At 73.1% G+C, this 24,563-nt stretch carries 20 protein-coding genes; 16 read left to right on the top strand and 4 right to left on the bottom strand.

All coding sequences use genetic code 11. The annotated features are described in order from the left end of the window. Positions 1–22: 22 nt before the first annotated feature. Complete coding sequence (locus tag ABZ923_RS16410; protein WP_361471485.1) at positions 23–559, bottom strand: HNH endonuclease; 537 nt, start codon at positions 557–559, stop codon at positions 23–25. Positions 560–876: 317 nt separating this feature from the next. Between ABZ923_RS16410 and ABZ923_RS16405 the strand changes: the two genes are divergently transcribed. Both ABZ923_RS16405 and ABZ923_RS16400 read left to right on the top strand, forming a co-directional pair. Next, positions 877–1,989, top strand: coding sequence for a mechanosensitive ion channel family protein (locus tag ABZ923_RS16405; RefSeq protein WP_361471483.1), 1,113 nt, complete (start codon positions 877–879; stop codon positions 1,987–1,989). Between the two features lie 142 nt (positions 1,990–2,131). Next, on the top strand, positions 2,132–2,752 hold the full coding sequence (locus ABZ923_RS16400; RefSeq protein ID WP_361471481.1) for a Uma2 family endonuclease: 621 nt from the start codon (positions 2,132–2,134) through the stop codon (positions 2,750–2,752). Here ABZ923_RS16400 and ABZ923_RS16395 read toward each other — a convergent pair. Continuing rightward, a complete protein-coding gene (locus ABZ923_RS16395) occupies positions 2,742–3,353 on the bottom strand; it encodes a hypothetical protein (RefSeq protein WP_361471479.1) in 612 nt (203 codons plus the stop codon). The genes ABZ923_RS16400 and ABZ923_RS16395 overlap by 11 nt on opposite strands. Beyond that, the gene (locus tag ABZ923_RS16390; protein WP_361471478.1) at positions 3,350–3,889 is read right to left on the bottom strand and encodes a hypothetical protein; all 540 of its coding nucleotides are present in this window, start codon (positions 3,887–3,889) and stop codon (positions 3,350–3,352) included. Before ABZ923_RS16390 ends, ABZ923_RS16395 begins: the two co-directional genes overlap by 4 nt. A 285-nt stretch (positions 3,890–4,174) precedes the next feature. On the opposite strand from ABZ923_RS16390, the gene ABZ923_RS16385 reads away from it, so the two are divergent. From ABZ923_RS16385 to ABZ923_RS16320, 14 genes are all read left to right on the top strand, one after another. Further along, positions 4,175–5,386: an ROK family transcriptional regulator gene (locus ABZ923_RS16385; RefSeq protein WP_361471476.1), complete on the top strand. Its 1,212-nt coding sequence runs from the start codon at positions 4,175–4,177 to the stop codon at positions 5,384–5,386. 42 nt (positions 5,387–5,428) lie between these two features. Beyond that, on the top strand, positions 5,429–6,772 hold the full coding sequence (locus tag ABZ923_RS16380) for an ABC transporter substrate-binding protein (RefSeq protein WP_361471475.1): 1,344 nt from the start codon (positions 5,429–5,431) through the stop codon (positions 6,770–6,772). Then, positions 6,772–7,713 (top strand): sugar ABC transporter permease, encoded by a 942-nt coding sequence (locus tag ABZ923_RS16375; RefSeq protein WP_361471473.1) that lies wholly within the window; start codon positions 6,772–6,774, stop codon positions 7,711–7,713. Before ABZ923_RS16380 ends, ABZ923_RS16375 begins: the two co-directional genes overlap by 1 nt. 2 nt (positions 7,714–7,715) lie before the next feature. Continuing rightward, positions 7,716–8,609 carry a carbohydrate ABC transporter permease gene (locus ABZ923_RS16370; protein ID WP_361471471.1) on the top strand — a complete coding sequence of 298 codons (894 nt, stop codon included), beginning with the start codon at positions 7,716–7,718 and terminating at the stop codon, positions 8,607–8,609. 7 nt (positions 8,610–8,616) lie between these two features. Continuing rightward, on the top strand, positions 8,617–9,882 hold the full coding sequence (locus ABZ923_RS16365) for a 6-phospho-beta-glucosidase (RefSeq protein ID WP_361471469.1): 1,266 nt from the start codon (positions 8,617–8,619) through the stop codon (positions 9,880–9,882). Continuing rightward, positions 9,873–10,859 (top strand): BadF/BadG/BcrA/BcrD ATPase family protein, encoded by a 987-nt coding sequence (locus ABZ923_RS16360; RefSeq protein ID WP_361471467.1) that lies wholly within the window; start codon positions 9,873–9,875, stop codon positions 10,857–10,859. The genes ABZ923_RS16365 and ABZ923_RS16360 overlap by 10 nt, the downstream gene beginning before the upstream one ends. Positions 10,860–10,931: 72 nt before the next feature. Then, positions 10,932–12,386 carry a cytosine permease gene (locus ABZ923_RS16355; RefSeq protein WP_361471465.1) on the top strand — a complete coding sequence of 485 codons (1,455 nt, stop codon included), beginning with the start codon at positions 10,932–10,934 and terminating at the stop codon, positions 12,384–12,386. Between the two features lie 305 nt (positions 12,387–12,691). Beyond that, positions 12,692–14,017, top strand: coding sequence for a hypothetical protein (locus ABZ923_RS16350; protein WP_361471512.1), 1,326 nt, complete (start codon positions 12,692–12,694; stop codon positions 14,015–14,017). Positions 14,018–14,031: 14 nt separating this feature from the next. Then, positions 14,032–15,066, top strand: a complete 1,035-nt coding sequence (locus ABZ923_RS16345) for a glutamate ABC transporter substrate-binding protein (protein WP_361471464.1) — start codon at positions 14,032–14,034, stop codon at positions 15,064–15,066. 41 nt (positions 15,067–15,107) lie between these two features. Continuing rightward, positions 15,108–16,400: a hypothetical protein gene (locus tag ABZ923_RS16340; protein WP_361471462.1), complete on the top strand. Its 1,293-nt coding sequence runs from the start codon at positions 15,108–15,110 to the stop codon at positions 16,398–16,400. After that, positions 16,397–18,874, top strand: a complete 2,478-nt coding sequence (locus ABZ923_RS16335; protein WP_361471460.1) for a tetratricopeptide repeat protein — start codon at positions 16,397–16,399, stop codon at positions 18,872–18,874. The genes ABZ923_RS16340 and ABZ923_RS16335 overlap by 4 nt, the downstream gene beginning before the upstream one ends. 3 nt (positions 18,875–18,877) lie before the next feature. Further along, the gene (locus ABZ923_RS16330; RefSeq protein ID WP_361471458.1) at positions 18,878–20,104 is read left to right on the top strand and encodes a PP2C family serine/threonine-protein phosphatase; all 1,227 of its coding nucleotides are present in this window, start codon (positions 18,878–18,880) and stop codon (positions 20,102–20,104) included. A gap of 114 nt (positions 20,105–20,218) precedes the next feature. After that, on the top strand, positions 20,219–21,562 hold the full coding sequence (locus ABZ923_RS16325) for a VWA domain-containing protein (protein WP_361471457.1): 1,344 nt from the start codon (positions 20,219–20,221) through the stop codon (positions 21,560–21,562). 34 nt (positions 21,563–21,596) lie between these two features. Then, complete coding sequence (locus ABZ923_RS16320) at positions 21,597–23,492, top strand: FHA domain-containing protein (RefSeq protein ID WP_361471455.1); 1,896 nt, start codon at positions 21,597–21,599, stop codon at positions 23,490–23,492. A 7-nt stretch (positions 23,493–23,499) separates the two neighbouring features. On the opposite strand, the gene ABZ923_RS16315 is transcribed toward ABZ923_RS16320, so the two are convergent. Continuing rightward, positions 23,500–24,477 carry a methyltransferase domain-containing protein gene (locus tag ABZ923_RS16315; protein WP_361471453.1) on the bottom strand — a complete coding sequence of 326 codons (978 nt, stop codon included), beginning with the start codon at positions 24,475–24,477 and terminating at the stop codon, positions 23,500–23,502. Between the last annotated feature and the right edge of the window lie 86 nt (positions 24,478–24,563).

The following is a 24,563-nucleotide window of genomic DNA, read 5'->3' as shown; positions in this document are numbered from 1 at the left end:
GCGCACACACGTCGGCCCGGACCTAGGCGGAGATGCCGTCGATCCGGGCCAGAGCGTCATCCGCGCCGAAGGGCTGCAAGTACGGCAACCAGCGCGGGTCGCGGTGCCCCGTGCCGATGATCCGCCAGGCCAGCCCCGTCGGCGGAGCCGGTTTGTGCCGCAGCCGCCAGCCCAGCTCCACGAGGTGACGGTCGGCCTTGACGTGGTTGCAGCGACGGCAGGACGCCACCACGTTGTCCCAGACGTGCTTGCCCCCGCGGCTGCGCGGGATGACGTGGTCGACGCTGGTTGCGACGCCACCGCAGTACATGCACCGGCCCCCGTCGCGCGCGAACAGCGCACGGCGGGTCAGAGGAACAGGCCCCCGATAGGGGACCCGGACGAATCGCTTGAGCCGGACCACGCTGGGTGCGGGGAGGGTGACGGTTGCGCTGTGCATATAGGCGCCGGATTCCTCGAGGGAGACGGCCTTGTTCTCCAGGACGAGGACGAGCGCGCGGCGTAGCGGTACGACGCCGAGCGGCTCGTACGACGCGTTGAGGACCAGGACATGCGGCACGGGTGCCTCCTTGGGCGTCGGCGGCGCGTGGCTCGCGCCGGGACGATCTGCAGTCAGTCTCCCCTCATGCCTGGTGGAAGCGCCACCATGTCCCGGTAACGGGCTGGGAGTGTTTTCGACCACACCTGATGCATCCCCCGGATCATGGCCGGTTCAAGCCCGCGTGAGCCCTGTCTCTCCTGCACGCCTCGTGCGCGGAACGGCATGAGGCACACACAATGCCCCGTTAGTGTGGTGGTCCTGTCCGTCCGGTGACCTTTTCGTGACCTTGACCGCCCCGCCGGTACGGACCGCGCAGCACCTGGGAGGTACCTGCCGTGTCGTCCCTGCCCGCCGCCCTCTTGGCCGCCGGGGCATCGCCGTCCCCGTCCCCGTCGCCCTCGGGCTCCACGGCCCCGGCCGTGCCGACGCTCCAGGACGCCCAGGAGAGCGCGACGAACGCGGCGAGCTGGGTCGAGCAGAACTGGTCGACGTGGCTCGCGATGGGGCTGCAGATCCTGCTGATCGTGGTCGTGGCGGTCGCGCTGCGCGCGGTGGTGCGGCGGGCGATCACCAAGCTGATCGACCGGATGAACCGCACCGTGCAGTCCGTGGACGGCAGTGCGCTGGGCGGGCTGCTGGTCAACGCCGAGCGGCGGCGGCAGCGGGCGGCGGCGATCGGTTCGGTGCTGCGGTCGGTGGCGAGCTTCCTGATCCTCGGCACGGCCGCGCTGATGGTGCTGGGCACCTTCAAGATCAACCTGGCGCCGCTGCTGGCGTCGGCCGGTGTCGCGGGTGTGGCCATCGGTTTCGGTGCGCGGAACCTGGTCACGGACTTCCTGTCCGGTGTCTTCATGATCCTGGAGGACCAGTACGGCGTCGGGGACGTCATCGACGCGGGCGTGGCCACCGGCGAGGTGATCGAGGTCGGGCTGCGCGTGACCAAGCTGCGCGGTGCCGGCGGGGAGATCTGGTACGTCCGCAACGGCGAGGTCAAGCGGATCGGCAACCTCTCGCAGGGCTGGGCGACGGCCGGGGTCGACGTGACCGTGAAGGCGAGCGAGGACCTGGACCGGGTCAAGGCCACGCTGGACGAGGTCGCCGAGAAGATGAGCAAGGAAGAGCCCTGGAACGAGCTGCTGTGGGGTCAGATCGAGGTCCTCGGCCTGGACTCGGTCCTGATCGACTCGATGGTGGTCCGGGTCTCGGCCAGGACCATGCCCGGCAAGTCGGTCACCGTCGAGCGGGAACTGCGCTGGCGGATCAAGCGGGCCTTCGACGCGGCGAGCATCCGCATCGTGGGCGGGGCGACGGCCCTGGAGGACCAGGAGGAGACCCCGGACCCGACCGCCGCGGTCGCGGCCCCCTCGGTGTACGCCAACGCGGACTCCCCGCAGACGGCGGCGGCCTCCCCGATAGCCCCGCAGCGCACGGCTCCGCCGGCGAAGTAGCGGCGGCAGCGGAACGGTTCGGCACACACGTTCGAGTGAACGGGCGGGGCATTCCGGCGCGGGGCGCGCACGGGGTGCCCCATCGTTCTGCCGGGGCGCCCGGCGTGGGCTTAGCCTGGCATCAGCGTGGCGAGGAGAAGCGATGAGCGCCGAACCGATCATGGAGCCGGTGATGACGCAGGTGGACCCCATCGACCTGTTGAGCGCGTTCGAAGAGGCGTCGCCGATGCCGATTCGGCCGGAGTACGTCGAGGGGACGGCCATGGTGCCACCGCAGCCGGACGACAACCACAATCACGGAGCCGGGGAACTGTTCTTCCAGTTCCGGTCGGCCGGAATCGACCTCGTGGGCTTCGGAAACGGTTATCGCGCCGCCCACGGAGACGGCAGGACCATGGCCCTCGTCACTCCGGACTTCTACGTGCGCCGCCGCAGGCCGACGGATCTCGACGAGTCGTACCGCAGGACGAACAAGGGCTGGTACCCCATCGACGTGCTCGCCCTCGTCGGCGAAGTCACCTCGACCAACCACGAGACCGACACCGGTCCCAAGTTCCGCGCCTACGCGGCCGCCGGCATCCCCGTCTACGTCCTCATGGACCGCCACTCCCAGACGGCCCACTGCTACACGGACCCCGTCCTCCCCGGCGACGACCCCACCGAGGCCTACTACAAGACGGACACCAAGGTCACCCTCGGCGACCCCCTCCCCCTCCCGGCGCCGTACCCCACCCTCGACACCACCCCGTTCGTCACCGACTGACCGGCCCGCAGGCCAGCCGGTACGCCTCGCGGACCCACGCCTCCCCGCCCGGGTCGGTGCCGCAGGCCAGGGAGTCGCCCCGGGTGCCGGTGAGCCAGGTCGTGACGCTGCCGTAGTGCGTGCCGTCGGGGCAGGTCACGGCGAAGCTCGCGTCCACCGCCTTCACGGCCTCCGCGGTGACGAAGCGGCCGGCGCCGTCGGAGCGGATCCGGTCGGGGTGCCGGGGATGGCGGGCGGTGCTCTCCCCCGGAGCCATCAGCTCGCTCGTGTCGTAGCCCAGGTGCCGCGCGAGGGAGGCCATCGTCCGCTGCCCGGACAGCTCGACGCCGTTCGTCCGGACCGACGCGACGATCGTGCGCACCGGCACGTTCCGGAAGGTGGTCCACCCGTCGTACGCGCCGACCGTCACCACCGGGGAGACACCGGTCAGCCGGGTCTCCTGCCGTACCGCACCCCAGCGGAACGTGCCGGAGGGGCAGGACGGCGACGCCGGGGATCGCACCGGGGACGCCGCCCGCGGCCCGCCCGGCCGTGGCGCCGTACAGGCCACCGCCCCCAGCAGCAGCACCGCCAGCACCGTCGCCGTCCGGCCGCTTCTCACTCGGTCCCCCTCGGTGTCGTGATCCGGCACAGCGCCACGAACGCGCTCGCCTCCCGCAGTCCCGGCATGCCCGTCGGCCGCTCGTCCGCGCGCAGGAGGAGCCGGGCCCGGTCCGAGGGACGGTCCACCGTCAGCGAACCGGTGACGGTGTGCCGGCCGCGGAACGGACGCCGGCGGAAGTGCCACGACTCCCCTTCGCCGCCCGTCACGTCGTACGCCCGCCCGGACCCGGCGAGCACCGCCCGCAACCGCTCCGTCTCCGCCGCCGGGAACGCCCGTTCCTGCGTCGCCGCGAGGGCGTCCACGGTGACCGGGAGGCCGGTGCCGCGCGCCCGGCGGAGCAGGGGGGCGTACCCGAGGAGCGCGAGGAGCAGGCTGAGCGAGGCCCAGACGAGCGAGGTGCCGAGGACGTCGTCGGCGACCGGCCAGGACGGGCCCGCGTCCACCAGGTCGCCCAGGCACACGGCCATCACCACGGGCAGGAGGCCTGGCATCGTGGCCGACCACAGCCTCCACAGCAGCCTCCGGTCGGCCATCCCCGCCCTCCCCGTCGGCCCCACCAGCCGTTCGTCGCCTGAATCTAAGCGCCCTGACCAGCGGAAACCACAGCCGTGACGCAGTCGTGATCGCGGTCGTGATCCCGGCTGGCACGACCAAGGGAGCGTTGTCTATTGACGCCCCCTTCGTCCTGGGCTTACGTTCCTCCCACCCCAATAGGAAAGTTTCCTAACAGTGATCTTCCGGCGGCCGGTGATCAAGACTGGACGTCGTCCCCGGGTCGCTGAGAAGCTGGGCGGCTGGAAAGGCAGGTGTCGACCCCCATGGCAGGAACCGCCGGTACGCCGGGCACCCCGCGCGTCCTGCGCGCCATGAACGACCGCGCCGCCCTGGACCTGCTGCTGGAACACGGGCCGCTGTCGCGCACCCGGATCGGCAAGCTCACCGGCCTGTCCAAGCCCACCGCCTCCCAGCTGCTGGCCCGCCTGGAGGCGGCCGGGCTGGTCCGGCTCACCGGCACCAGCGAGGGCCGGCCGGGCCCCAACGCCCAGCTGTACGCGGTCGATCCGGCCGCCGCGTACGCCGCCGGGCTCGACGTCACCCCGCACCGCATCCGCGCCGCGGTCGCCGACATCACCGGCCGCACGGTCGGCGAGTACGAACTGCCCACCCCCGGACGACACCCGGCGCGATCCGTGGTCCAGCAGGTCACCGACGCCCTCGACGGCGCCGTCAAGGCCGCCGGGCTCGCCCGGTCCGACGTACACCGGCTGGTCATCGGCACCCCCGGCGCCTTCGACCCCACCACCGGGCGGCTGCGCTACGCCTCCCACCTGCCCGGCTGGCACTCCCCCGCGCTGCTCGACGACCTCGCGGCGGCGCTGCCGATGCCGGTCGGGTACGAGAACGACGTCAACCTCGTGGCCATCGCCGAACAGCGGCTCGGCGCGGCCCGCGGCCACGCGGACTTCGTGCTGCTGTGGAACGAGGAGGGCCTGGGCGCCGCCCTGGTCCTCGGCGGCCGGCTGCACCGCGGCTGGACCGGCGGCGCCGGCGAGGTCGGCTTCCTGCCGGTGCCGGGCACTCCGCTGGTCCGGCAGGTCACCAAGGCCAACAGCGGCGGCTACCAGGAGCTGGCCGGCTCCCAGGCCGTACCGAAGCTGGCCCGGGAACTCGGCATCACCGGCGTGCCACCGGGGCCGCACGCCGAGGCCGCCGCCGTACTCCTCGCCCGCGCCGCCGACCACGCGAGCGGCCCGCACCGGGAACTGCTCCAGACCTACGCCACCCGGCTGGCCACCGGTCTGGCCTCGCTCGTCTCCGTGCTCGATCCCGAACTCGTCGTCCTGAGCGGCTCCGCCCTGACGGCCGGCGGCGAGGTGCTGCGCGGCCTCGTCCAGGCCGAGCTGGAGGAGCTGGCCGCCGCCCGGCCCCGGCTGGTCGTCGGCGACGTCCGTGAACACCCCGTCCTGCGCGGCGCGCTGGAGTCCGCGCTCGCCACCACCCGCGACGAGGTCTTCGACACCTCGCGCTGAGCGTCCGCGCTTTTCGCCCACCCGTCCCTGGGAGACCTCGCCATGCCCACAGCCATACCCGAAGTCGCCCGAAAAGCGGCTTTTGCCGTGACCGTCTCCGCCGTGCTCCTCACCGCCGCGTGTACCGGCCAGTCCGGCTCGGGCGCCACCGACGACCCGTCGAAGGACACGACGATCACCTTCTGGCACGCCTGGAGCGCGCCGAACGAGGTGCAGGCCGTCAAGTCGCTGGTCGCCGGCTTCGAGAACGCCCACCCCAACATCCACGTGAACGTCGTCGGCAACATGACCGACGACAAGATCAACCAGGCGCTGCGCGCCGGCGGCGCCAAGGCCCCGGACGTGATCTCGTCGTTCACCACCAACAACGTCGGCAAGTTCTGCTCCTCGGGCGCCCTGGTGGACCTGAACCCGTTCTTCAAGAAGTCCGGGATCGACCCGGAGAAGACGTTCCCGAAGCCGATGAACGAGTACACCCGGTTCGACGGCAACCGCTGCACGGTGCCGCTGCTCGGTGACGCGTACGGGCTCTACTACAACAAGACGGCGTTCGAGAAGGCGGGCATCGCCCGTCCGCCGAGGACCTGGTCCGAGTTCGCGGCCGACGCGCGGAAACTGACCGTCCGCCAGGGCGACGGGTACGAGCAGCTCGGCTTCATGCCGAACTACCACGGCTGGGAGTCCACCACCGAGCACTACCTCGGCCAGTTCTCGCCGACGTACTTCGACGAGAACGGCAGGTCGAACCTGGCCAAGGACCCCGCGTTCCAGAAGGGCTTCACGCTCCAGAAGAAGCTCGTGGACGAACTCGGCGGATTCCGGCGGCTGGAGAGGTTCCGCGCCACGCTGGGCGACGAGTGGGGCCCCAGGCACCCCTTCCACACCGGCCAGGTCGCCATGCAGCTCGACGGCGAGTGGCGGCTGGGGATGGCCGAGGAGGCCAAGCCGGACTTCGAGATCGGGGTCGCGCCGCTGCCGGTCCCGGACGACCAGGCCGGCCAGTACGGCAAGGGCTACATCACCGGCACCATCGCGGGCATCGCCGCCACCAGCCGCCACCAGAACGCGGCCTGGGAACTGGTGAAGTACATGACCACGAACACGGACGCGGTGGTCGGCTTCGCCAACGACATCCACAACGTGCCCTCCACGCTGGCCGCGCTGAAGTCGCCGAAACTGAAGTACGACCCGCGGTTCAAGACCTTCCTGGACATCGCCGCCAACCCGCACTCCACCACGACCCCCGCCTCCGTCAACGGCGGTGTGTACCTCGTGACGATCCAGGAGTTCGGCTACGACTACGAGAGCGGCAAGGTGACCGATCTGAAGGCCGGACTGAGGAAGACGGCCGCGCAGATCGACACGGACATCGCGCAGGCCCGGTGATGAGCGCCGTCACCCTCGCGTCGAAGCGCCGGCGCTCGGCCCTGCGCACGCTGGCCTTCATGTCGCCGTGGCTCGTCGGCTTCGCGGTCTTCTTCGCCTACCCGCTGGTCTCCACGGTCTACTTCTCCTTCATGCACTACGACGGCTTCCGGCCGCCGACGTGGAGCGGCGGGAAGAACTGGACGTACGTCTTCGAGCACTACCCGCTGTTCTGGCCCGCCCTGCGCAACACGCTCTGGCTGGTCGTGGTGATGGTGACCCTCCGGGTGCTCTTCGGGCTCGGCGTCGGCCTGCTCATCACGAAGATCAGGACCGGTACGGGCGTCTTCCGCACCCTGTTCTACCTGCCGTACCTCGCCCCGCCGGTCGCGGCCACCATGGCCTTCGCCTTCCTGCTCAACCCCGGCACCGGCCCGGTGAACTCGCTGCTGGAGCACGCCGGACTGCCGGCGCCGGGCTGGTTCAACGACCCCGCCTGGTCCAAGCCCGCGCTGACCCTGCTGGCCCTGTGGGGCGTCGGCGACCTGATGGTCGTCTTCATGGCCGCGCTGCTCGACGTACCGGCGGAACAGTACGAGGCGGCGGAGCTGGACGGCGCCTCGGCGTGGCAGCGGTTCCGGTACGTGACCCTGCCGAACATCTCCCCGATCGTGATGTTCGCCGTCGTCACCGGCGTGATCCAGACCATGCAGTACTACACCCAGCCGCTGATCGCCGGGAAGGTCGCCTCCGGTGTGATCCAGGGCGCCGGCACCCAGTTCGAGCCCGGCTATCCCGACAAGTCCACGCTCACCCTCCCCCAGCTCGTCTACAACCTCGGCTTCCAGCGCTTCGACTACGGCTCGGCGTGCGTGGTCGCGCTGGTGCTGTTCGCCCTGTCGATGGCGTTCACCGCGTTGCTGATGCGGCGCCGGGGCGGCCTGATCCAGGCAGGTGACTGACCATGACCCAGGTACTGGACCACCCCGTGAAGATGGCGCCGCCGGTCCCGGGGGCCGAACGCACCGCCCGCCGCAGGGCGGTGCTGGAGTGGATCGCCGTCCACGCGCTCGGCGTCGCCGCCGCGCTGTTCTTCACGCTGCCGTTCGTGTTCGTGTTCCTGACCTCGCTGATGAGCGACAGCCAGGCCCTCAGCCGGGACCTGGTCCCGCACACCTGGGAGTGGGGCAACTACCGGCGGGTCTTCGACACGCCCGGCTTCCTCACCTGGTGGCGGAACACGCTGCTCTACGCCGGGCTCGGCACCCTGCTGACCGTGGTGTCCTCGGTCCCCGTGGCGTACGCGCTCGCCAAGTTCCGCTTCCGGGGCCGCAACCTGTCGCTCATGCTGGTGATCTCGATGATGATGCTGCCCCCGCAGGTGGTCGTCATCCCGATGTACCTCTTCTGGGCGAAACAGCTGGACCTGTCCGGCACGCTGTGGCCGCTGATCGTCCCGATGGCGTTCGGGGACGCGTTCTCCATCTTCCTGCTGCGTCAGTTCCTGATGACGATCCCGAACGAGTACCTGGACGCGGCGAAGGTCGACGGCTGCGGTGACCTGCGGACCCTGCTGCGGGTCGTGCTGCCGATGGCCAGGCCGGGCATCGCCGCGGTGGCCCTCTTCCAGTTCTTCTACGCCTGGAACGACTACTTCGGCCCGCAGATCTACGCGTCCGAGAACCCCGGCGCCTGGACCCTGTCCTACGGCCTGGAGTCCTTCAAGGGCGCCCACCACACCGACTGGAACCTCACCATGGCCGCGACCGTGCTGGTCATGGCCCCCGTGATCCTCGTGTTCTTCTTCGCCCAGAAGGCGTTCGTCGAGGGCGTCACCCTCACCGGAGTAAAGGGTTGATCTGACTGTGAAACTCACCGTGGTCGGCGGCGGCTCGACCTACACGCCCGAACTCGTCGACGGCTTCGCCCGCCTGCGCGACACCCTGCCCGTCGAGGAACTCGTCCTGGTCGACCCGGCCGCGGACCGCCTGGAGCTGGTCGGCGGCCTGGCCCGAAGGATCTTCGCCAGGCAGGGCCACCCCGGCCGGATCGTCACCACCTCCGACCTGGACGCGGGGGTCGACGGCGCCGACGCCGTCCTGCTCCAGCTGCGCGTCGGCGGCCAGGCGGCCCGGGAACAGGACGAGACCTGGCCGCTGGAGTGCGGCTGCATCGGCCAGGAGACCACCGGCGCCGGCGGCCTGGCCAAGGCCCTGCGCACGGTCCCGGTGGTCCTGGACATCGCCGAACGGGTCCGCCGTACCAACCCGCGCGCGTGGATCATCGACTTCACCAATCCGGTCGGCATCGTCACCCGCGCGCTGCTCCAGGCCGGGCACCGGGCGGTCGGCCTGTGCAACGTGGCGATCGGCTTCCAGCGCAAGTTCGCCGCCCTGCTGGGCACGGCTCCGGCGGATGTGCACCTGGGCCATGTGGGCCTGAACCACCTCACCTGGGAGACAGGTGTGCGCCTGGGCGGTCCGGAAGGCGAGGACGTCCTGCCGAAGCTCCTGACCGAGCACGGCGAGGCGATCGCCGACGACGTCCGCCTCCCGCGCCCCCTGCTGGACCGCCTCGGCGTGGTCCCGTCCTACTACCTGCGCTACTACTACGCGCACGACGAGGTCGTACGGGAACTGCGCACCAAGCCCTCCCGCGCGTCCCAGGTGGCCGCCATGGAGCGGGAACTGCTCGCGATGTACGGCGACCCGGCCCTGGACGAGAAGCCGGCCCTGCTCGCCCGGCGCGGCGGCGCCTACTACTCGGAGGCGGCCGTGGACCTGGCGGCGGCCCTGCTGGGCGGTGGGGGCAGCCCCTACCAGGTGGTGAACACGCTCAACCGGGGCACACTGCCGTTCCTGCCCGACGACGCGGTGATCGAGGTGCAGGCCGCCGTCGGCCCGGCCGGCCCGGTCCCGCTGCCGGTGCCGGCCCTGGACCCGCTGTTCACCGGCCTGGTCGCGAACGTGACGGGGTACGAGGAGCTGGCCCTGGAAGCGGCCCTGCGCGGCGGCCGGGACCGCGTCTTCCGCGCCCTGCTCGCCCACCCGCTGATCGGCCAGTACGCGTACGCCGACGCCCTCACCGACCGGCTGGTCGCACACAACCGGGAGCACCTCGCGTGGGCCTGACCGCACCCGCCCCCCGGACGGTCCTCGCCGTCGACGCGGGCAACAGCAAGACCGACGTGGCCGTGGTCACCACCGCCGGCGAGGTGCTGGCCACGGCCCGCGGCGGCGGCTTCCGGCCGCCCGCGGTGGGTGTCGCCGCGGCGCTGGACGCGCTGGCGGAACCGGTGGCCCGGGCGTTCGCGGACGCCGGGGTCACCGGGGTGACCCATGTCTCGGCCTGCCTGGCCAACGCCGATCTGCCGGTGGAGGAGGAGCAGTTGGCGGCCGCGCTGCACGCGCGCGCGTGGGGGGCGTCGGTGGAGGTGCGCAACGACACCTTCGCGATCCTGCGCGCGGGCGTCGCCGAACCGCGCGGGGTGGCGGTGGTGTGCGGCGCGGGCATCAACTGCGTGGGCATGCGCCCCGACGGCCGCACCGCCCGCTTCCCGGCCATCGGCCGGATCTCCGGGGACTGGGGTGGCGGCTGGGGCCTGGCGGAGGAGGCCCTGTGGCACGCGGCCCGCGCGGAGGACGGCCGCGGCGGGCCGACCCTGCTGGCCCGCACCCTCCCCGCGCACTTCGGTCTGCCGAGCATGTACGCGCTCATCGAGGCCCTGCACCTGGAGCACGTCGACCAGCACCGCCGGCACGAGCTGACCCCGGTGCTGTTCGCCACGGCGGCGGACGGCGACCCGGTGGCCCGCGCGATCGTCACCCGGCTCGCGGAGGAGGTCGCGGTGCTGGCCACGGTCGCCCTGACCCGCCTGGACCTGCTGGACGAGCAGACCCCGGTCCTGCTCGGCGGCAGCGTCCTCACCGCCGGCCACCCCCAGCTGAACGACACCGTCCGCGAACTGCTGTCCTCGCGCGCCCCGAAGGCCGACGTCCGCGTGGTCACGGCGCGCCCGGTGCTGGGCGCGGCCCTGCTCGGCCTGGACCGGCTGGGGGCGGGGACGGCGGCGCAGGAGCGGGTGCGGGGCCACTGGGAGGCGGGCTGATCCGGAGTCGTCACGCGTGCGGAGCGGGGCAACAATGTGACCAGAGGGGCGGATCCGATCTCGGGAGGCGTCATGAGCACATCAGCCGAGCCAAGAGTGTCCGGTCTCGAGATCCGGTCCATCGACTACGTCCCGCTCGACGAGCGCCACGGCAAGCTCTGGCACCTGGGCCCGCTGTGGTTCATGTCCAACGCGCAGATCGCCACCCTGGCGGTCGGGCTGGTCAGCATCACCCAGGGCGGCAACCTCATCTGGTCGCTGCTGGCCATCGTCTCGGGCACGGTGATCGGCACCTTCTTCATGGCCTTCCACTCCGCCCAGGGCCCCCAGCTCGGGCTGCCGCAGATGATCCAGTCCCGGCCCCAGTTCGGCTACGTCGGCGCGCTGCTGGTGTGGCTGTTCGCCTACGTGCAGTACGCCGGGTTCAACGTCTTCAACAGCATCCTCGCCGCCGACTCCCTGCACACCACGCTGCACGGCGGCGTCAAGCTGTGGGTCGTCGTGGTGACCGTGGTCGCGCTCGTCATCGCGCTGGTGGGCTACGACATCATCCACAAGGCCGAGCGGATCCTGACGTACACCTTCCTGGTGATCTTCGGGATCTTCACCGTGGGCGTCCTGGTCACCCTGCACTACCCGCCGGGCTCCTTCGACCTCGGCGGCTTCCGGTGGACGCCGTTCCTCGCACAGTTCGGCGTGGTCGCGGGCTACCAGATCAGCTGGGCCATCTACGTCTCCGACTACTCCCGCTACCTTCCCCCGGACGTGACCGTCCGCAAGACCTTCTACTGGACCTACTTCGGCTCCGCGCTGGGCGGCATCTGGCTGATGGTGCTCGGGGCGCTGCTGGCGGCCTGGGCGGGCCCGACCACCTTCCAGACGATCCCGGCGATCAACGCGGCGGGCGACAAGGTGTTCAGCGGTTTCGGCGCCGTCGTGCTGCTCTTCTCGGCCCTCGGCCTGATCTCGGTGACCGCGCTGAACATGTACGGCGGGTCCCTCACGCTCATCAGCGCCATCGACTCGTTCAAACGGGTCCGGCCGACGCTCGCCGTACGGCTGGTCACCCTCGGCCTCACCGCGGCGCTCTCCCTGGTCGGCGCGCTGGCCGCGACGTCGAACTTCCTGGCCAACTTCGAGAACTTCCTGCTCCTGGTGCTCTACCTGTTCATCCCGTGGACCGCGGTCAACCTCATGGACTACTACGTGGTGCGCCGCGGGCACTACGCCATCGCCGAGATCTTCAACCCGCACGGCATCTACGGCCGCTGGGGCTGGCACGGCATCGTCTCCTACCTCGTCGGCTTCGCCGCCATGGTCCCGTTCTTCTCCGTCGGCACCCTGTACGTCGGCCCCGCCGCGAAGGCGCTGGGCGGCGCCGACATCTCCCTCTTCATCGGCCTGCCGGTGTCCGCCCTCCTGTACTGGTGGCTGACCCGCTCGATCGACGTCGAGGCGGAGACCCGGCTGGCGACCGCGGAGGCGGCGGCCCTGGAACAGGCGGCCCACGAGCACCGCGAGCCGTGAGGCCCGCCGTCCGCGGAACCGATCCGCCGTCACCGGCGTGTACCTGAACAGGGGGTGGTGCGTCCGCAGGCGCGCGCCCTCCGGCACGCTGCGATCCGATCAAGATCGAGTGAAGGCCGGTGCGCGACGCCGGTGCGGGCGGTGATACTGGGCGGCGAACGGATGACCATGGGGGAGGTCGAGTGACACACCCGCCGAAGAGCAGCGCGGCGCCACCGCCGGCCGGGTCCGCCGCCGTCGCCGGTGCCCCCGGCATCCCCGCCCAGCCCGGGCCGCCCGGGCTCCCCGCGGCCACCGGTCCCGGGGTGCCGCCCGCGCGCCGGACCGCCTTCGCCGAAGGGGCCGAGCGGCTGCGGGCCGCCGCGACGACCGAGCCGGGGCGGCTGCGGATCATCGGCGCCGTCCTGGCGGTGCTGGTCGTCGCGTTCGGCGCGGTCACCGCCTGGCAGACCAGCGAGCGTTCGGCCGCCGCCGACGACGTGCTGCACCGCAGCCAGCCGCTCAGTTCCGGCGCGGCCGGCATCTACCGGTCGCTGGCCGACGCCAACACCGCAGCCTCCAGCGGGTTCCTGGCGGGCGGCCAGGAGAACCCGGCGTCCAGGGAGCGGTACGAGAAGGACATCCGCACCGCCGCCTCCGGCCTCGTCACCGCCGCCGCCAACGCCGAGCCCGGCTCGGCCTCCGAGGCGACCATAGCCGAGCTGAACCGGCTGCTGCCCGCGTACAAGGGCCTGATCGAGCGGGCCCGGACGTACAACCGGCAGGGCTATCCGGTCGGCGGCGCCTATCTGCGGTACGCCAACGAGAAGATGCAGAAGGAGATGCTCCCGGCGGCGGAGGACCTCTACACCACGGAGAACCGGCGGCTGGACGCCGACTACGCGGACGCGACGCCGTACCCCTGGGCGGCGATCGCGCTCGGGCTGCTCGCCCTGGCCGCGCTCGGCTGGGCCCAGCACCGCATGTACCGGCGCACCAACCGGGTCCTCAACCACGGCCTGGTCGCCGCCACCGCCGCGACCACCGTCGCCCTGCTGTGGCTGGTCGTGGGCCACGCGGTCGCCCGGGCGGGCCTCGACGGCTCCTACCAGCACGGGATCCGCTCGCTGAACGTGCTGCACGACGCCCGGATCGCCTCCCTGAAGGCGCGCGGCAACGAGAACCTGAGCCTGGTGGCGCGCGGCGCGGAGACCATCACGGTCGACGGCAGACCGTACGACGCCTACTACCACGCCTTCGACAAGGACATCGCCGTGCTGGGCAAGGGCCTGGCCGCGGCGGCCGGGCTCGCCGACGACCCGGGGGGCACGGCACCGGTCGAGGCGGCCGAGGGCAACATGGCGGTCTGGAAGCAGCGGCACACCGCCGCCCGGACCGAGGACGAGAACGGCAACTACCAGCAGGCGCTGGACAAGGTGATCGGCGCGAAGGGGGCGACGGCCGAGTGCTTCGACGGCGTCGACCGCAGCCTCGCCCGGGCCATCGACCACGAACAGGCCGAGTTCCAGCAGGCCGCCGGTGACGGACTGGACGCCATGACCGGGCTGCCGGTGGGCGCCGCCGTCCTCGCGGTGCTGGCCGCGGCCGGCGCCGTCGCCGGCATCGGCCGCAGACTTTCGGAGTACCGGTGACAAGGGGCGGGGCGATGTACGTGAGCCGTGCACGGGCCTCCCTGCGGGGCTGGGGCGGGGTCGCCGCCATGGCGGTGCTGTGCGCGCTGGCGCTGGCGTTCGTCCTGCTGCTGCCGTCCACCCAGCGGGCGCCGGACGAGCCGGCCCGGGCCGCGCAGCGGTCCGCCACCGGTGTCCAGACCCGCGCCGACCGGTGCGTGGACTCCGAGGCGCACCGGCAGACGCTCGCCCCGTCCGGCGCGGACGGCCCCACGATCGACGCGATCAAGGCCCGTACGGGAGCCAAGCGCAAGCTGGTCGTCGGCGTCGACCAGAACAGCTACCGCTGGGGCTACCGCAACCCGAACACCGACGGCGCCCGGCTGGAGGGCTTCGACATCGACCTCGTCCACCGCATCGCCGCCGACATCCTCGGCGATCCGGAGGCGGTGCAGTTCAAGGCCATACCGACCAGCCAGCGCATCCCGGCGATCGAGGACGGCCGGGTCGACATGGTGGTGCGCACCATGACGATCACCTGCGACCGGCTCCGCCAGGTCGCCTTCTCCGCGCCCTACTTCAAGACCGGCCAGCAGGTCCTCGCACCCAAGTCCTCGCCGATCACGGGCTACGACGACTCGCTGGCGCACAAGAAGGTCTGCACGGCGGCCGGTTCGACCGCGTACGCCAAGCTGGACGCCGACCGGAAGGACGGCCGGCTGCCCGCCACCACCGACATCTCCACCACCGTCCCGAACCAGCTGGACTGCCTGGTCCGGCTGCAACTCGGCGAGGTGGACGCGGTGGTGACCGACGGCGCGCTCGCCGCGAGCCAGGCCGCCCAGGACCCGACCGTGGAGCTCAAGGGCAAGGCGTTCACGACCGAGTACTACGGAGTGGCGATGAAGAAGGACGCGGACGATCTGGTACGCCGGGTCAACCGCGTTCTGGTGGACTACCGCGCCCAGGGCTGGCAGACGTCGTACGACGACTGGCTGTCGGCGACACTGGGCAAGGACGCGTCCGCGTCGAAGCCGCCCGCGCCGCCGCAGTACCTGCGCGGCAGTTGAGCCGTACCGACCGGAAACACACAGCGAGCGAGAGGTGATCGATGGGCGTCACGGACCCCGCCGGGCCGGTGATGGACCGGGACGAGGTGGACCGTGCGCTGGCGCGGCTCGGCCAGGAGCACGAGGCGATCGAGACCTCGCTGCTGGCCCTGCAGGACCACGCGGGCCGCAGACTCCTGGAGGGCGCGGAACTGACCGGCGTCACCAAGGAGCGCTGGCAGGCCACGGAGGCGCAGATCACCCAGCTGTGGGCGTACTTCGACGCCTACACGGCCGCGCTGCGCGGTGCCCGGGAGATCCGCGCCCGGCGCCGCTGGTCCAGCCGGGAGGACCTGGCGGAGCTGACGGAGCTGCTGCGCGGCGCCTGCGTGACCGTCCCCGGCGGCGGGAACGGCCGGCTGAGCGAGACGTTCTCGCTGTCCGCGCTGGTGGACCGGATGAACGAGCTGTACGCGACGAGCCTGGACCTGATCGTCGCCGCCGACGCGGTCTGGTCGGCACTGCCCGCGCGGATCGATTTACTCGCCGCGGAACTCCAGCGCACCCGGGGCCTGGCGCACTCGGTCGGGGTGCGCCCCGGCGAGCACCCGGCGGGCGACGACCTGGAGCGGATCACCCGTACGCTGACCCGGCTGCGCGCGGACGTCGTCTCCGACCCGCTCGCCTTCTGGGTGCCCGCCGAGGGCAGCTCGGCGCCCGGCGGCGGACGTCCGGACACGACGGTGTACGACCGTGAGGCGCGCGCCCTGGAGGACGTGCGGCGGGAGATCGACGCCGTGCTGACGGTGCGCCAGGACGCCGAGGCGCGGCTGATCCGGCTGCGGGACGTGCTCTCGCGCGCGGACCGCACCCTCGCCGAGGCCCGTACCGCGCGCGGCGAGGTGCTCGCGAAGATCGCCGCGACGGAGGTGCCGGTGGTGAGCGGGCCGCCGACCGCGCTGCAGGAGCAGCTGGCGACCGCGGCCGAGTACCGCAGGCAGGCCCAGTGGCACCGGCTCTCGCCGCTGCTGGAGTCGCTGGAGGAGAAGGCGGAGGACGAACTGCTGCGCGCCCGCGAGTCGTTGACCGCGGTCACCGCGCCGCTCGCGGTCCGCGCCGAGCTGCGCGGCCGGCTGGACGCCTACCGGGCGAAGGTGGCCCGGCACGGGCTGGCGGAGGACCGGCTGCTGATCGAGCGGTACGACGCGGCCCGCCGCATGCTGTGGAGCGCGCCCTGCGACCTGCGGGTGGCCGAACAGGCCGTGCTGCGCTACCAGCAGGCGGCGGCCGAGCTGATCGGCGGCGCGGGCGCGCCGGAGGACAGCCAGGGGGAGCACAGGGGGGACGGGTCATGAGTCAGCCGGGGCAGACCTGCCAGCGGCCGGGCTGCGAAGGGTCGTACGAGGACGTCGGCGGCGGCGAGCTGTACTGCGACACGTGCGGTCTCGCGCCCGTGGTGTCGGCCGCGGGTCCGCCCTCCGGGGGAGGCATGGTGAGCTCGCCGCCCACCGGTGTCACCCGGGCGGCCTCGGACAGCGGCAGTTCGCGCAGTTCCCGGACGTCCTCGCAGTCGTCGAAGTCGCGCCGCTCGGTCTCCGGGCGGCTGTCCCGGTCCCTGTCGGGGAAGTCCACGGGCCGCTCGGTGTCGGTGCGCAGCTCCGGCTCCTCCTCCGGCGCCTCCGCGCGCGGGCGGCTGGGCGCCGGGCTGGTCTCCGTGCCGCAGGTGCCGCGGCCCGACCCGCGCGCGATGGTGCTGGACAACCCGGAGGTGCCCGAGCGGAAGCGGTTCTGCTCGCGGTCGGACTGCGGGGCGCCGGTCGGCCGGGCCCGGGGCGACCGGCCGGGCCGCACGGAGGGGTTCTGCACCAAGTGCGGGCACCCGTACTCCTTCGTGCCCAAGCTGAAGGCCGGGGACATCGTGCACGGCCAGTACGAGGTAGCGGGCTGCCTCGCGCACGGCGGGCTCGGCTGGATCTACCTCGCCGTGGACCGGGCCGTCTCCGACCGGTGGGTGGTGCTCAAGGGCCTGCTGGACACCGGCGACCAGGACGCGATGGCCGCGGCGATCTCCGAGCGGCGGTTCCTCGCGGAGATCGAGCACGCCAACATCGTGCGGATCTACAACTTCGTGGAGCACCTGGACCAGCGCACCGGCTCCCTCGACGGCTACATCGTCATGGAGTACGTCGGCGGCAAGTCCCTGAAGGAGATCGCCAATGCCCGCCGGGCGCCCGACGGCCGGCGTGATCCGCTGCCGGTGGAGCAGGCCTGCGCGTACGGCATCGAGGCGCTGGAGGCGCTCGGCCATCTGCACAGCCGGAACCTGCTGTACTGCGACTTCAAGGTCGACAACGCGATCCAGACCGAGGACCAGCTCAAACTGATCGACATGGGCGCGGTCCGCCGGATGGACGACGTGGAGTCGGCGATCTACGGCACGGTCGGCTACCAGGCGCCGGAGGTCGCCGAGGCCGGCCCGTCGGTGGCCAGCGACCTGTACACGGTGGGCCGTACGCTCGCCGTGCTGACCTTCGACTTCCAGGGCTACACGAACGTCTACGCGGACGTGCTGCCCGACCCCGACAGCATCGAGGTCTTCCGCCGGTACGAGTCCTTCTACCGGCTCCTGGTCCGCGCCACCGACCCCGATCCGGCGCGCCGGTTCGCCTCCGCGCAGGAGATGGCCGAGCAGCTGACGGGCGTGCTGCGGGAGGTCGTCGCCCTTCAGACCGGACGGCCCCGGCCCGCGCTGTCGACGCTGTTCGGACCGGAGGTGAAGGTCACCGACACCGAGCTGTTCCCGCGGCTGGGCGGGGACGTGTCCCGGCTGGGCGCGCGTCCGGTGCGGAAGGCGGAGACCGCCGCTCCCGCCCTCCCCTCGCCGGCCCTCGTCGAGCCCGTCGACACCCCGGCCGCCGCGCTCGCCCTGCCGGTGCCGTTGGTCGACCCGACCGACCCGAACGCCGGTTTCCTGGCGGGCCTGCTGGCCTCCGCGCCGGCCGAGCTGATGACCGCGCTGGCCGCCGCGCCCGCGCAGACCGTGGAGACCCGGCTCCGGCAGATTCGCGCCCGGCTGGAGAGCGGCGACCACCAGGGCGCGGCGACGAGCCTCGCCGAGCTGGACGAGGAACGGCCGGACGACTGGCGGGTGGTGTGGTACCGGGGCGTGGCCGCCCTGGTCACCGGCGACTTCGAGGGCGCCGCGCTCGCCTTCGACGCGATCTACGACGCCTTCCCGGGCGAGGCCGCGCCGAAGCTGGCGCTCGGCCTGTGCGCGGAGGTGCTGGGCCAGCTGGACAACGCGGCCGAGTACTACCGCCTGGTGTGGACGACCGACCCGAGCTTCGTGAGCGCCGCGTTCGGGCTGGCCCGGGTGCAGCTCGCGGCCGGGGACCGGAGCGGGGCGGTACGGACGCTGGAGTCGGTGCCGGAGTCGTCCATCCACTACACGGCCGCCCGGGTCGCCGCCGTCCGGGCCCGGATCGCCCGGCGCACGGCGGGCGCGGGTGACGTACCGTTCCTGGACGACCTGACGGCCGCCGCCGGTCAGGTCGAGGCCCTCCAGGCGTACGGCCTGGACCCGGCGCGGCGCGAGCGGTTGTCGGCGGAAGTGCTCGGTTGCGCGCTGGACTGGATACTCTCCGGGGGTCAGGGCACCGGGCCGGCCGTCGGAGGCCGGGTGCTCCTGGGCAGCGGTCTGGACGAGCGGGGTCTCCGCTTCGGCCTGGAGCGCGCCTATCGCACGCTGGCCCGGCTGGCGACCGGCGGCGAGGAGAGGATCGAGCTGGTGGAACGGGCCAACCGTTACCGCCCCCGGACGTGGGTGTAGTCGATGTCGCAGATGCCCCAGCAGGCCGCACTGCCGAAGTGCCCGAGCTGCGCGGAGCCCGTGGAACCGGGCGACCTGTTCTGCGGAGCGTGCGGATACGACCTTTCGGTCCCCGCCGCGCCGCAGGACCAGCAGGACCACCCGACGCTCACCATGACCGGCTCCGGCGCGCCCGGGGACGGCACGGCCGGGCACGAGTCCGGCACCGGGCAGGCTTCCGGGGTGCGGTTCGACCGGCCGGCCGAGCCCGACGAGTACCCGCTGCAGGCGCCGGACCCGCGGCTGGCCGCCGGTACCGCCGCCCCGGCCGATCCGGTGCAGGTCTGTGTGGCCTGCCGGGCGGGCCGGGTGGACGGCGACGGCTACTGCGAGAACTGCGGGCACGCCCAGCCCCGCGAACGCGACCACGTGGAGCGGGAGTCGGGCCCGGTCGCCGCCGTCAGCGACCGCGGGCTGCGGCACCACCGCAACGAGGACGCCTTCGCCGTCGGCCACACCACGCTGCCCGACGGCGCCCCGGTGGCGGTGGCGATCGTCTGCGACGGCGTGTCCTCCGCGACCCGCCCGGACGACGCCTCCCTGGCCGCCTCGCAGGCGGCCGGTGACACCCTGCTGGCCGCGCTGCCCCGCGGCACCCACCCGCAGCAGGCGATGCACGAGGCGATCGTGGCCGCCGCGCAGGCCGTCAACGCGCTCGCCGAGGAGCCCGCCACGGCCCGCGAGCACGCCCCGCACCAGAACGCCCCGGCGTGCACGATCGTCGGCGCGGTGGTCACCTCCGGGCTGCTGGTCGTCGGCTGGGTCGGCGACAGCCGGGCCTACTGGGTGCCCACCGACCGCGGCGCACCGGCCGCCCGGCTGACCGAGGACGACTCCTGGGCCGCGCAGATGGTCGCCGCCGGCCTGATGAGCGAGGCCGAGGCGTACGCCGACGAGCGCGCCCACGCGATCACCGGCTGGCTCGGCGCGGACGCCTACGAACTGGAGCCGCACACCGCCTCGTTCAAGCCGGACCGGCCGGGCGCGGTCGTGGTGTGCACCGACGGACTGTGGAACTACGCGGAGACGGCCGAGGAGATGTCCGAGGTCGTCCCGGCGGACGCGGCGGCCCGCCCGCTGCACAGCGCCCGGGTGCTGGTCGGGCACGCCCTGGACGGCGGGGGCCACGACAACGTAACAGTGGCGGTCCTGCCGTTCCCCGCGCCGCCCCAGGGGGCAGGATCGGCCTGAGGGCCGTATCCGACGGGGGAACGGCACGGGGAAGCCGGGGCGGACCGGAGGGGACCGGTCCGCTCACAGCCAGCGCCCCGCGTGGGCGGGGTGTCGAGGGGGATGCGATCAAGCATGGCCAATTTCGCGAAGTCGAACGTGCCGCAGTTCTCGGTGGACGTCTATCAGAACGAGTACCTGCCCGAGGGCGGCAGCGAGGTCAACGCCATCGTCACGGTGAGCGCGACCGGCGGCGGCACCATCGGCAGCTCGGTCTCCGCGCCCGTGTACGCGCCGGGGCAGCGGCCCTCCGCCGCGGTGACGGTCATGGTCGACTGCTCGGGCTCCATGGACTATCCGCCGGCCAAGATGCGCAACGCCCGGGACGCCACGGCCGCCGCGATCGACACCCTGCGCGACGGCACCCGCTTCGCGGTGATCGGCGGCACGCACGTGGCCACCGAGGTCTATCCGGGCGCCGGGCGGCTGGCGGTCGCCGACGCCACCACCCGGGAGCAGGCCAAGCAGGCGCTGCGCCGGCTGAGCGCGGGCGGCGGTACGGCCATCGGCACCTGGCTGCGGCTCGCCGACCGGCTGCTGTCCTCGGCGGACGTCGCCATCCGGCACGGCATCCTGCTCACCGACGGCCGCAACGAGCACGAGTCACCGGAGGACCTGCGGGCCACGCTGGACGCCTGCGCCGGCCGGTTCACCTGTGACGCGCGGGGTGTGGGCACCGACTGGGAAGTGAAAGAAGTCACAGGGATCGCTTCGGCGCTGCTCGGCACCGCCGACATCGTCGCCGACCCGGCGGGTCTGGCCGCCGACTTCACCGGGATGATGGAGACGGCGATGGGCAAGGAGGTCGCCGACGTCGCCCTGCGGGTGTGGACGCCGGTCGGCACGACCATCCGGTTCGTCAAGCAAGTCGCCCCGAGCGTGGAGGACTTGACCGCCCGGCGCACCGAGGCCGGGCCGCGCGCCGGGGACTACCCGACCGGGTCCTGGGGTGACGAGTCCCGCGACTACCACCTGTGCGTGACGGTCCCGCCGGCCGGGCTCGGCCGGGAGATGCTCGCCGCGCGGGTCTCGTTGGTCGTTCCGCAAGCGGACGGATCGGCACAAAATCTCGGCGCGCAGGGGCTGGTACGGGCCGTGTGGACCGACGACATGGCCGCCTCCACCTCGATCAACCCCCAAGTCGCCCACTACACCGGGCAGGCCGAACTGGCACAGGTCATCCAGAAGGGCCTCGACCTTCGCAAAGCGGGCGATTTCGATGGAGCAACGGCCAAACTGGGGCGGGCCGTTCAGCTCGCGAACGCCTCGGGGAACGCGGATACTGCGAAACTGCTTGCGAAGGTGGTGGACGTGGTCGACGCCGCGACAGGTACTGTGCGGTTGAAGACGAGGGTCGCGGAGGCGGACGAGATGACTCTGGAGACCCGGTCCACCAAGACTGTTCGTGTAAAGAAGTGACCCTCGCAAGCGTAGGAGAAGGGGAAGCACCGACATGCCGACCTGCCCGAACGGACACCAGTCGGGTTCCGACGACTGGTGCGAGGTCTGCGGTCACCGCATGGCCGGTGCCGTACCTCCCCCTCCGCCGCCGCCCCCTGCCGCCGGCGGCTACGGCTTCCCGCCGCCCGCCGGTGCCGGTGGCCGGCCCGGCCCGGCCGGCGGGGACCCCGAGCCGGAGCTGTGCCCGCAGTGCCGTACGCCCCGGGAGGGCGGCGCGCCCTTCTGCGAGGAGTGCCGGTGGAACTTCCTGACCAACACGGCGACGTCCTACACCCCGGCCGCCCCGCGTCCGCCGCAGCCGCGGTTCCAGCCGCCGAGCGCGACGTACGGCAGCGGTGACGGGTACGAGTACCAGGGCTCGCGGCCCTCGCAGGTGAACCGGCCGGCCGAGCCGATCCCGTCCTTCGGCAGCGAGCCGTCGGGCCCGACGCCGTTCGGCGGCGACCGCGCCCCGTCCGGCCCGCCGACCTCCCCCGGCCCCTCCGGCCCGCCCCCCTTCGGCGGCGCCAACCAGCGCCCGCCGGGCCCCCCGCCGGGCTTCGGCGGCGGTCCCGGTCAGGGCCAGGGCCAGCGTCCGGGCGGCCCGTCCGGGTTCGGCGGTGATCCGGGTCAGGGGCAGGGTCAGGGCCCCGGTGGGCCGTCCGGCTTCGGCGGTGGACCCGGTCAGGGCCAGGGTCAGGGCCCCGGTGGGCCCTCCGGCTTCGGCGGCGGTCCGGGCCAGGGGCAGGGTCAGGGCCAGGGCCCCGGTGGCCCCTCCGGCTTCGGCGGTGGGCCCGGTCAGGGCGGTCCCGGCGGCGGTGGGCCCTCCGGGTTCGGCGGCGGTCCGGGTCAGGGACAGGGACAGGGCCCCGGTGGGCCCTCCGGGTTCGGCGGTGGTCAGGGCCAGGGTCAGGGACCCGGCGGCCCCTCCGGCTTCGGCGGCGGCCCCGGTCAGGGTCAGGGACAGGGCCCCGGTGGGCCCTCCGGGTTCGGCGGCGGTCCCGGTCAGGGTCAGGGACAGGGCCCCGGTGGGCCCTCCGGGTTCGGCGGCGGTCCGGGTCAAGGACAAGGTCCGGGTCAGGGCCGGGATCAGGGCCAGGGTCCGGGTCAGGGCCAGGGCCCCGGTCAGGGCTTCGGCGGTCCGGGGCAGGGCCCCGGCGGCCCGTCCGCGCCCCCGGCCTTCGGGCGCGAGCCCTCCCGTCCCGGTGGTCCCACGCCGCCCGGCCCCTCCGGCTTCGGCGGCGGTCCCGGCGGTGCCCCGCAGGGGTTCCAGCAGGCCGGGGCGTCGGCTCCGCCCGCGTTCCCGCGCGAGACCGGCCGCCCGCCGGCGGGCGACGACGACTGGGTGCTCTCCCCGCCGTCGTCCCCGGGACCGGGCGGACCGGGCGGACCGGGCCAGGGCCCCGGCGGCCAGGGCGGCGGCTACGGCTACCCGCACCCCGGCGCCACCCAGGCCCCCTCCGGCCCCGGCGGCTTCCCGCAGGCACCGCAGGCCGCCCAGCCGGCCACCTGGACGGCGACCATCGGCCCGGACCGCGAGTACTTCATGGCGATGATGCAGCGCTCCGGTCCCGAGGCCGCCGGCCTGAACCTGCCCGCGTACTCGCCCGAGCAGCAGCGCACGCTCTCCGGCAACCAGGTCACCATCGGCCGCCGTCGGCACTCCACCGGCGACACCCCCGACATCGACCTGTCGGTGCCGCCGGAGGACCCGGGCGTCTCGCATCAGCACGCGGTACTGGTGCAGCAGCCGGACGGCAGCTGGGCGGTCGTCGACCAGAACTCGACGAACGGCACCACGGTCAACCTGTCCGAGGAGCCGATCCAGCCGTTCGTGCCGGTCCCGCTCCAGGACGGCGACCGGGTACACGTGGGCGCCTGGACGACGATCACCGTCCGCCGGGGCTGAGCCGCGCTCAGGGCAGGGGCCAGGCGTACGGCCCCTGCGGGTCGTCCAGCCACGCCCAGGCGTGCCCGGCGGCGACCGTGACGCCGTAGCGTCCGCGGCCCGGGCCGCCCTCGCGCTCCCACAGGGCGTACGCCTCCAGCGGGTCGAGGGTGCCCCGGGTCAGCGCGAGCAGGAAGCGGAACGGTTCCTGCCGGCGGGCCCGGCCCGGCAACCCGGCCAGGCAGACTCCCTCGGGCTCCGCCCTGCCCTCGCCGCGCAGCGGCACGAAGAAGGCGGCCCCGGGCAGGAAGCGGCCCTCGGCGTGCTCCGCGTCCCGCACGGTCAGGGCGAGCAGGCCGGTGGCGAGCGGGGTGAGGATGCGCGCGCCGGGGCGGCACTGGGCGAGCCAGGCGCGCGGCACCGTGGGCAGCTCGCAGGTGGCGATGATCCGGTCGAAGGGGGCGCGTTCGGGCACTCCGCGCGCGCCGTCGCCGGTGACGACGACCGGGTGGTAGCCGGCCGCGGCGAGGTGCTGCCGCGCCGACTCGGTGATCTCCGGTTCCAGGTCGACGGTGGTGACGAGGTCGCCGGCGCCGAGCCGGCGGGCGAGCAGGGCCGCGTTGTAGCCGGTGCCGGCGCCGACCTCCAGGACCCGGTCGCCGTCCTCGACGCGCAGCGCGACCAGCATCCGGGCCATCAGGGAGGGCTGGCTGCTGGAGGAGACCAGCTCGCCGTCGCGCAGCCGGGTGGCCAGTGGTTCGTCCGCGTAGGCCCCGCGCACCCAGCGTTCCCGGGCCTCGCGGTCCGGGCTCTCGCCCCAGCGGCGCTCGTGGCCGCGCGCCCCGGCCACGTAGTAGTACGGCACGAACAGATGCCGGGGCACGGCCGCGAACGCCTCCCGCCACACCGGGTCCGCGGCCCAGGCGCCGTCGGCGTCGATCTCCCGTACCAGCGCGGCCCGTGCCGCGTCGGCGAGGGCCTCGATCTCCGTGTCGTGGGCACCCATGGGTCCACAGTAGGGGCGGGCCGCCCGCGGGCGGGGGCGGCCGGGGTGGTCCTAAGCCTTGAGTCCTGGGTCGTACCGTCTGAGAC

This window comes from Streptomyces sp. NPDC046881, assembly GCF_040645015.1.
Classification (GTDB): Bacteria; Actinomycetota; Actinomycetes; order Streptomycetales; family Streptomycetaceae; genus Streptomyces.
This window is presented reverse-complemented; position numbering and strand designations above follow the sequence as displayed.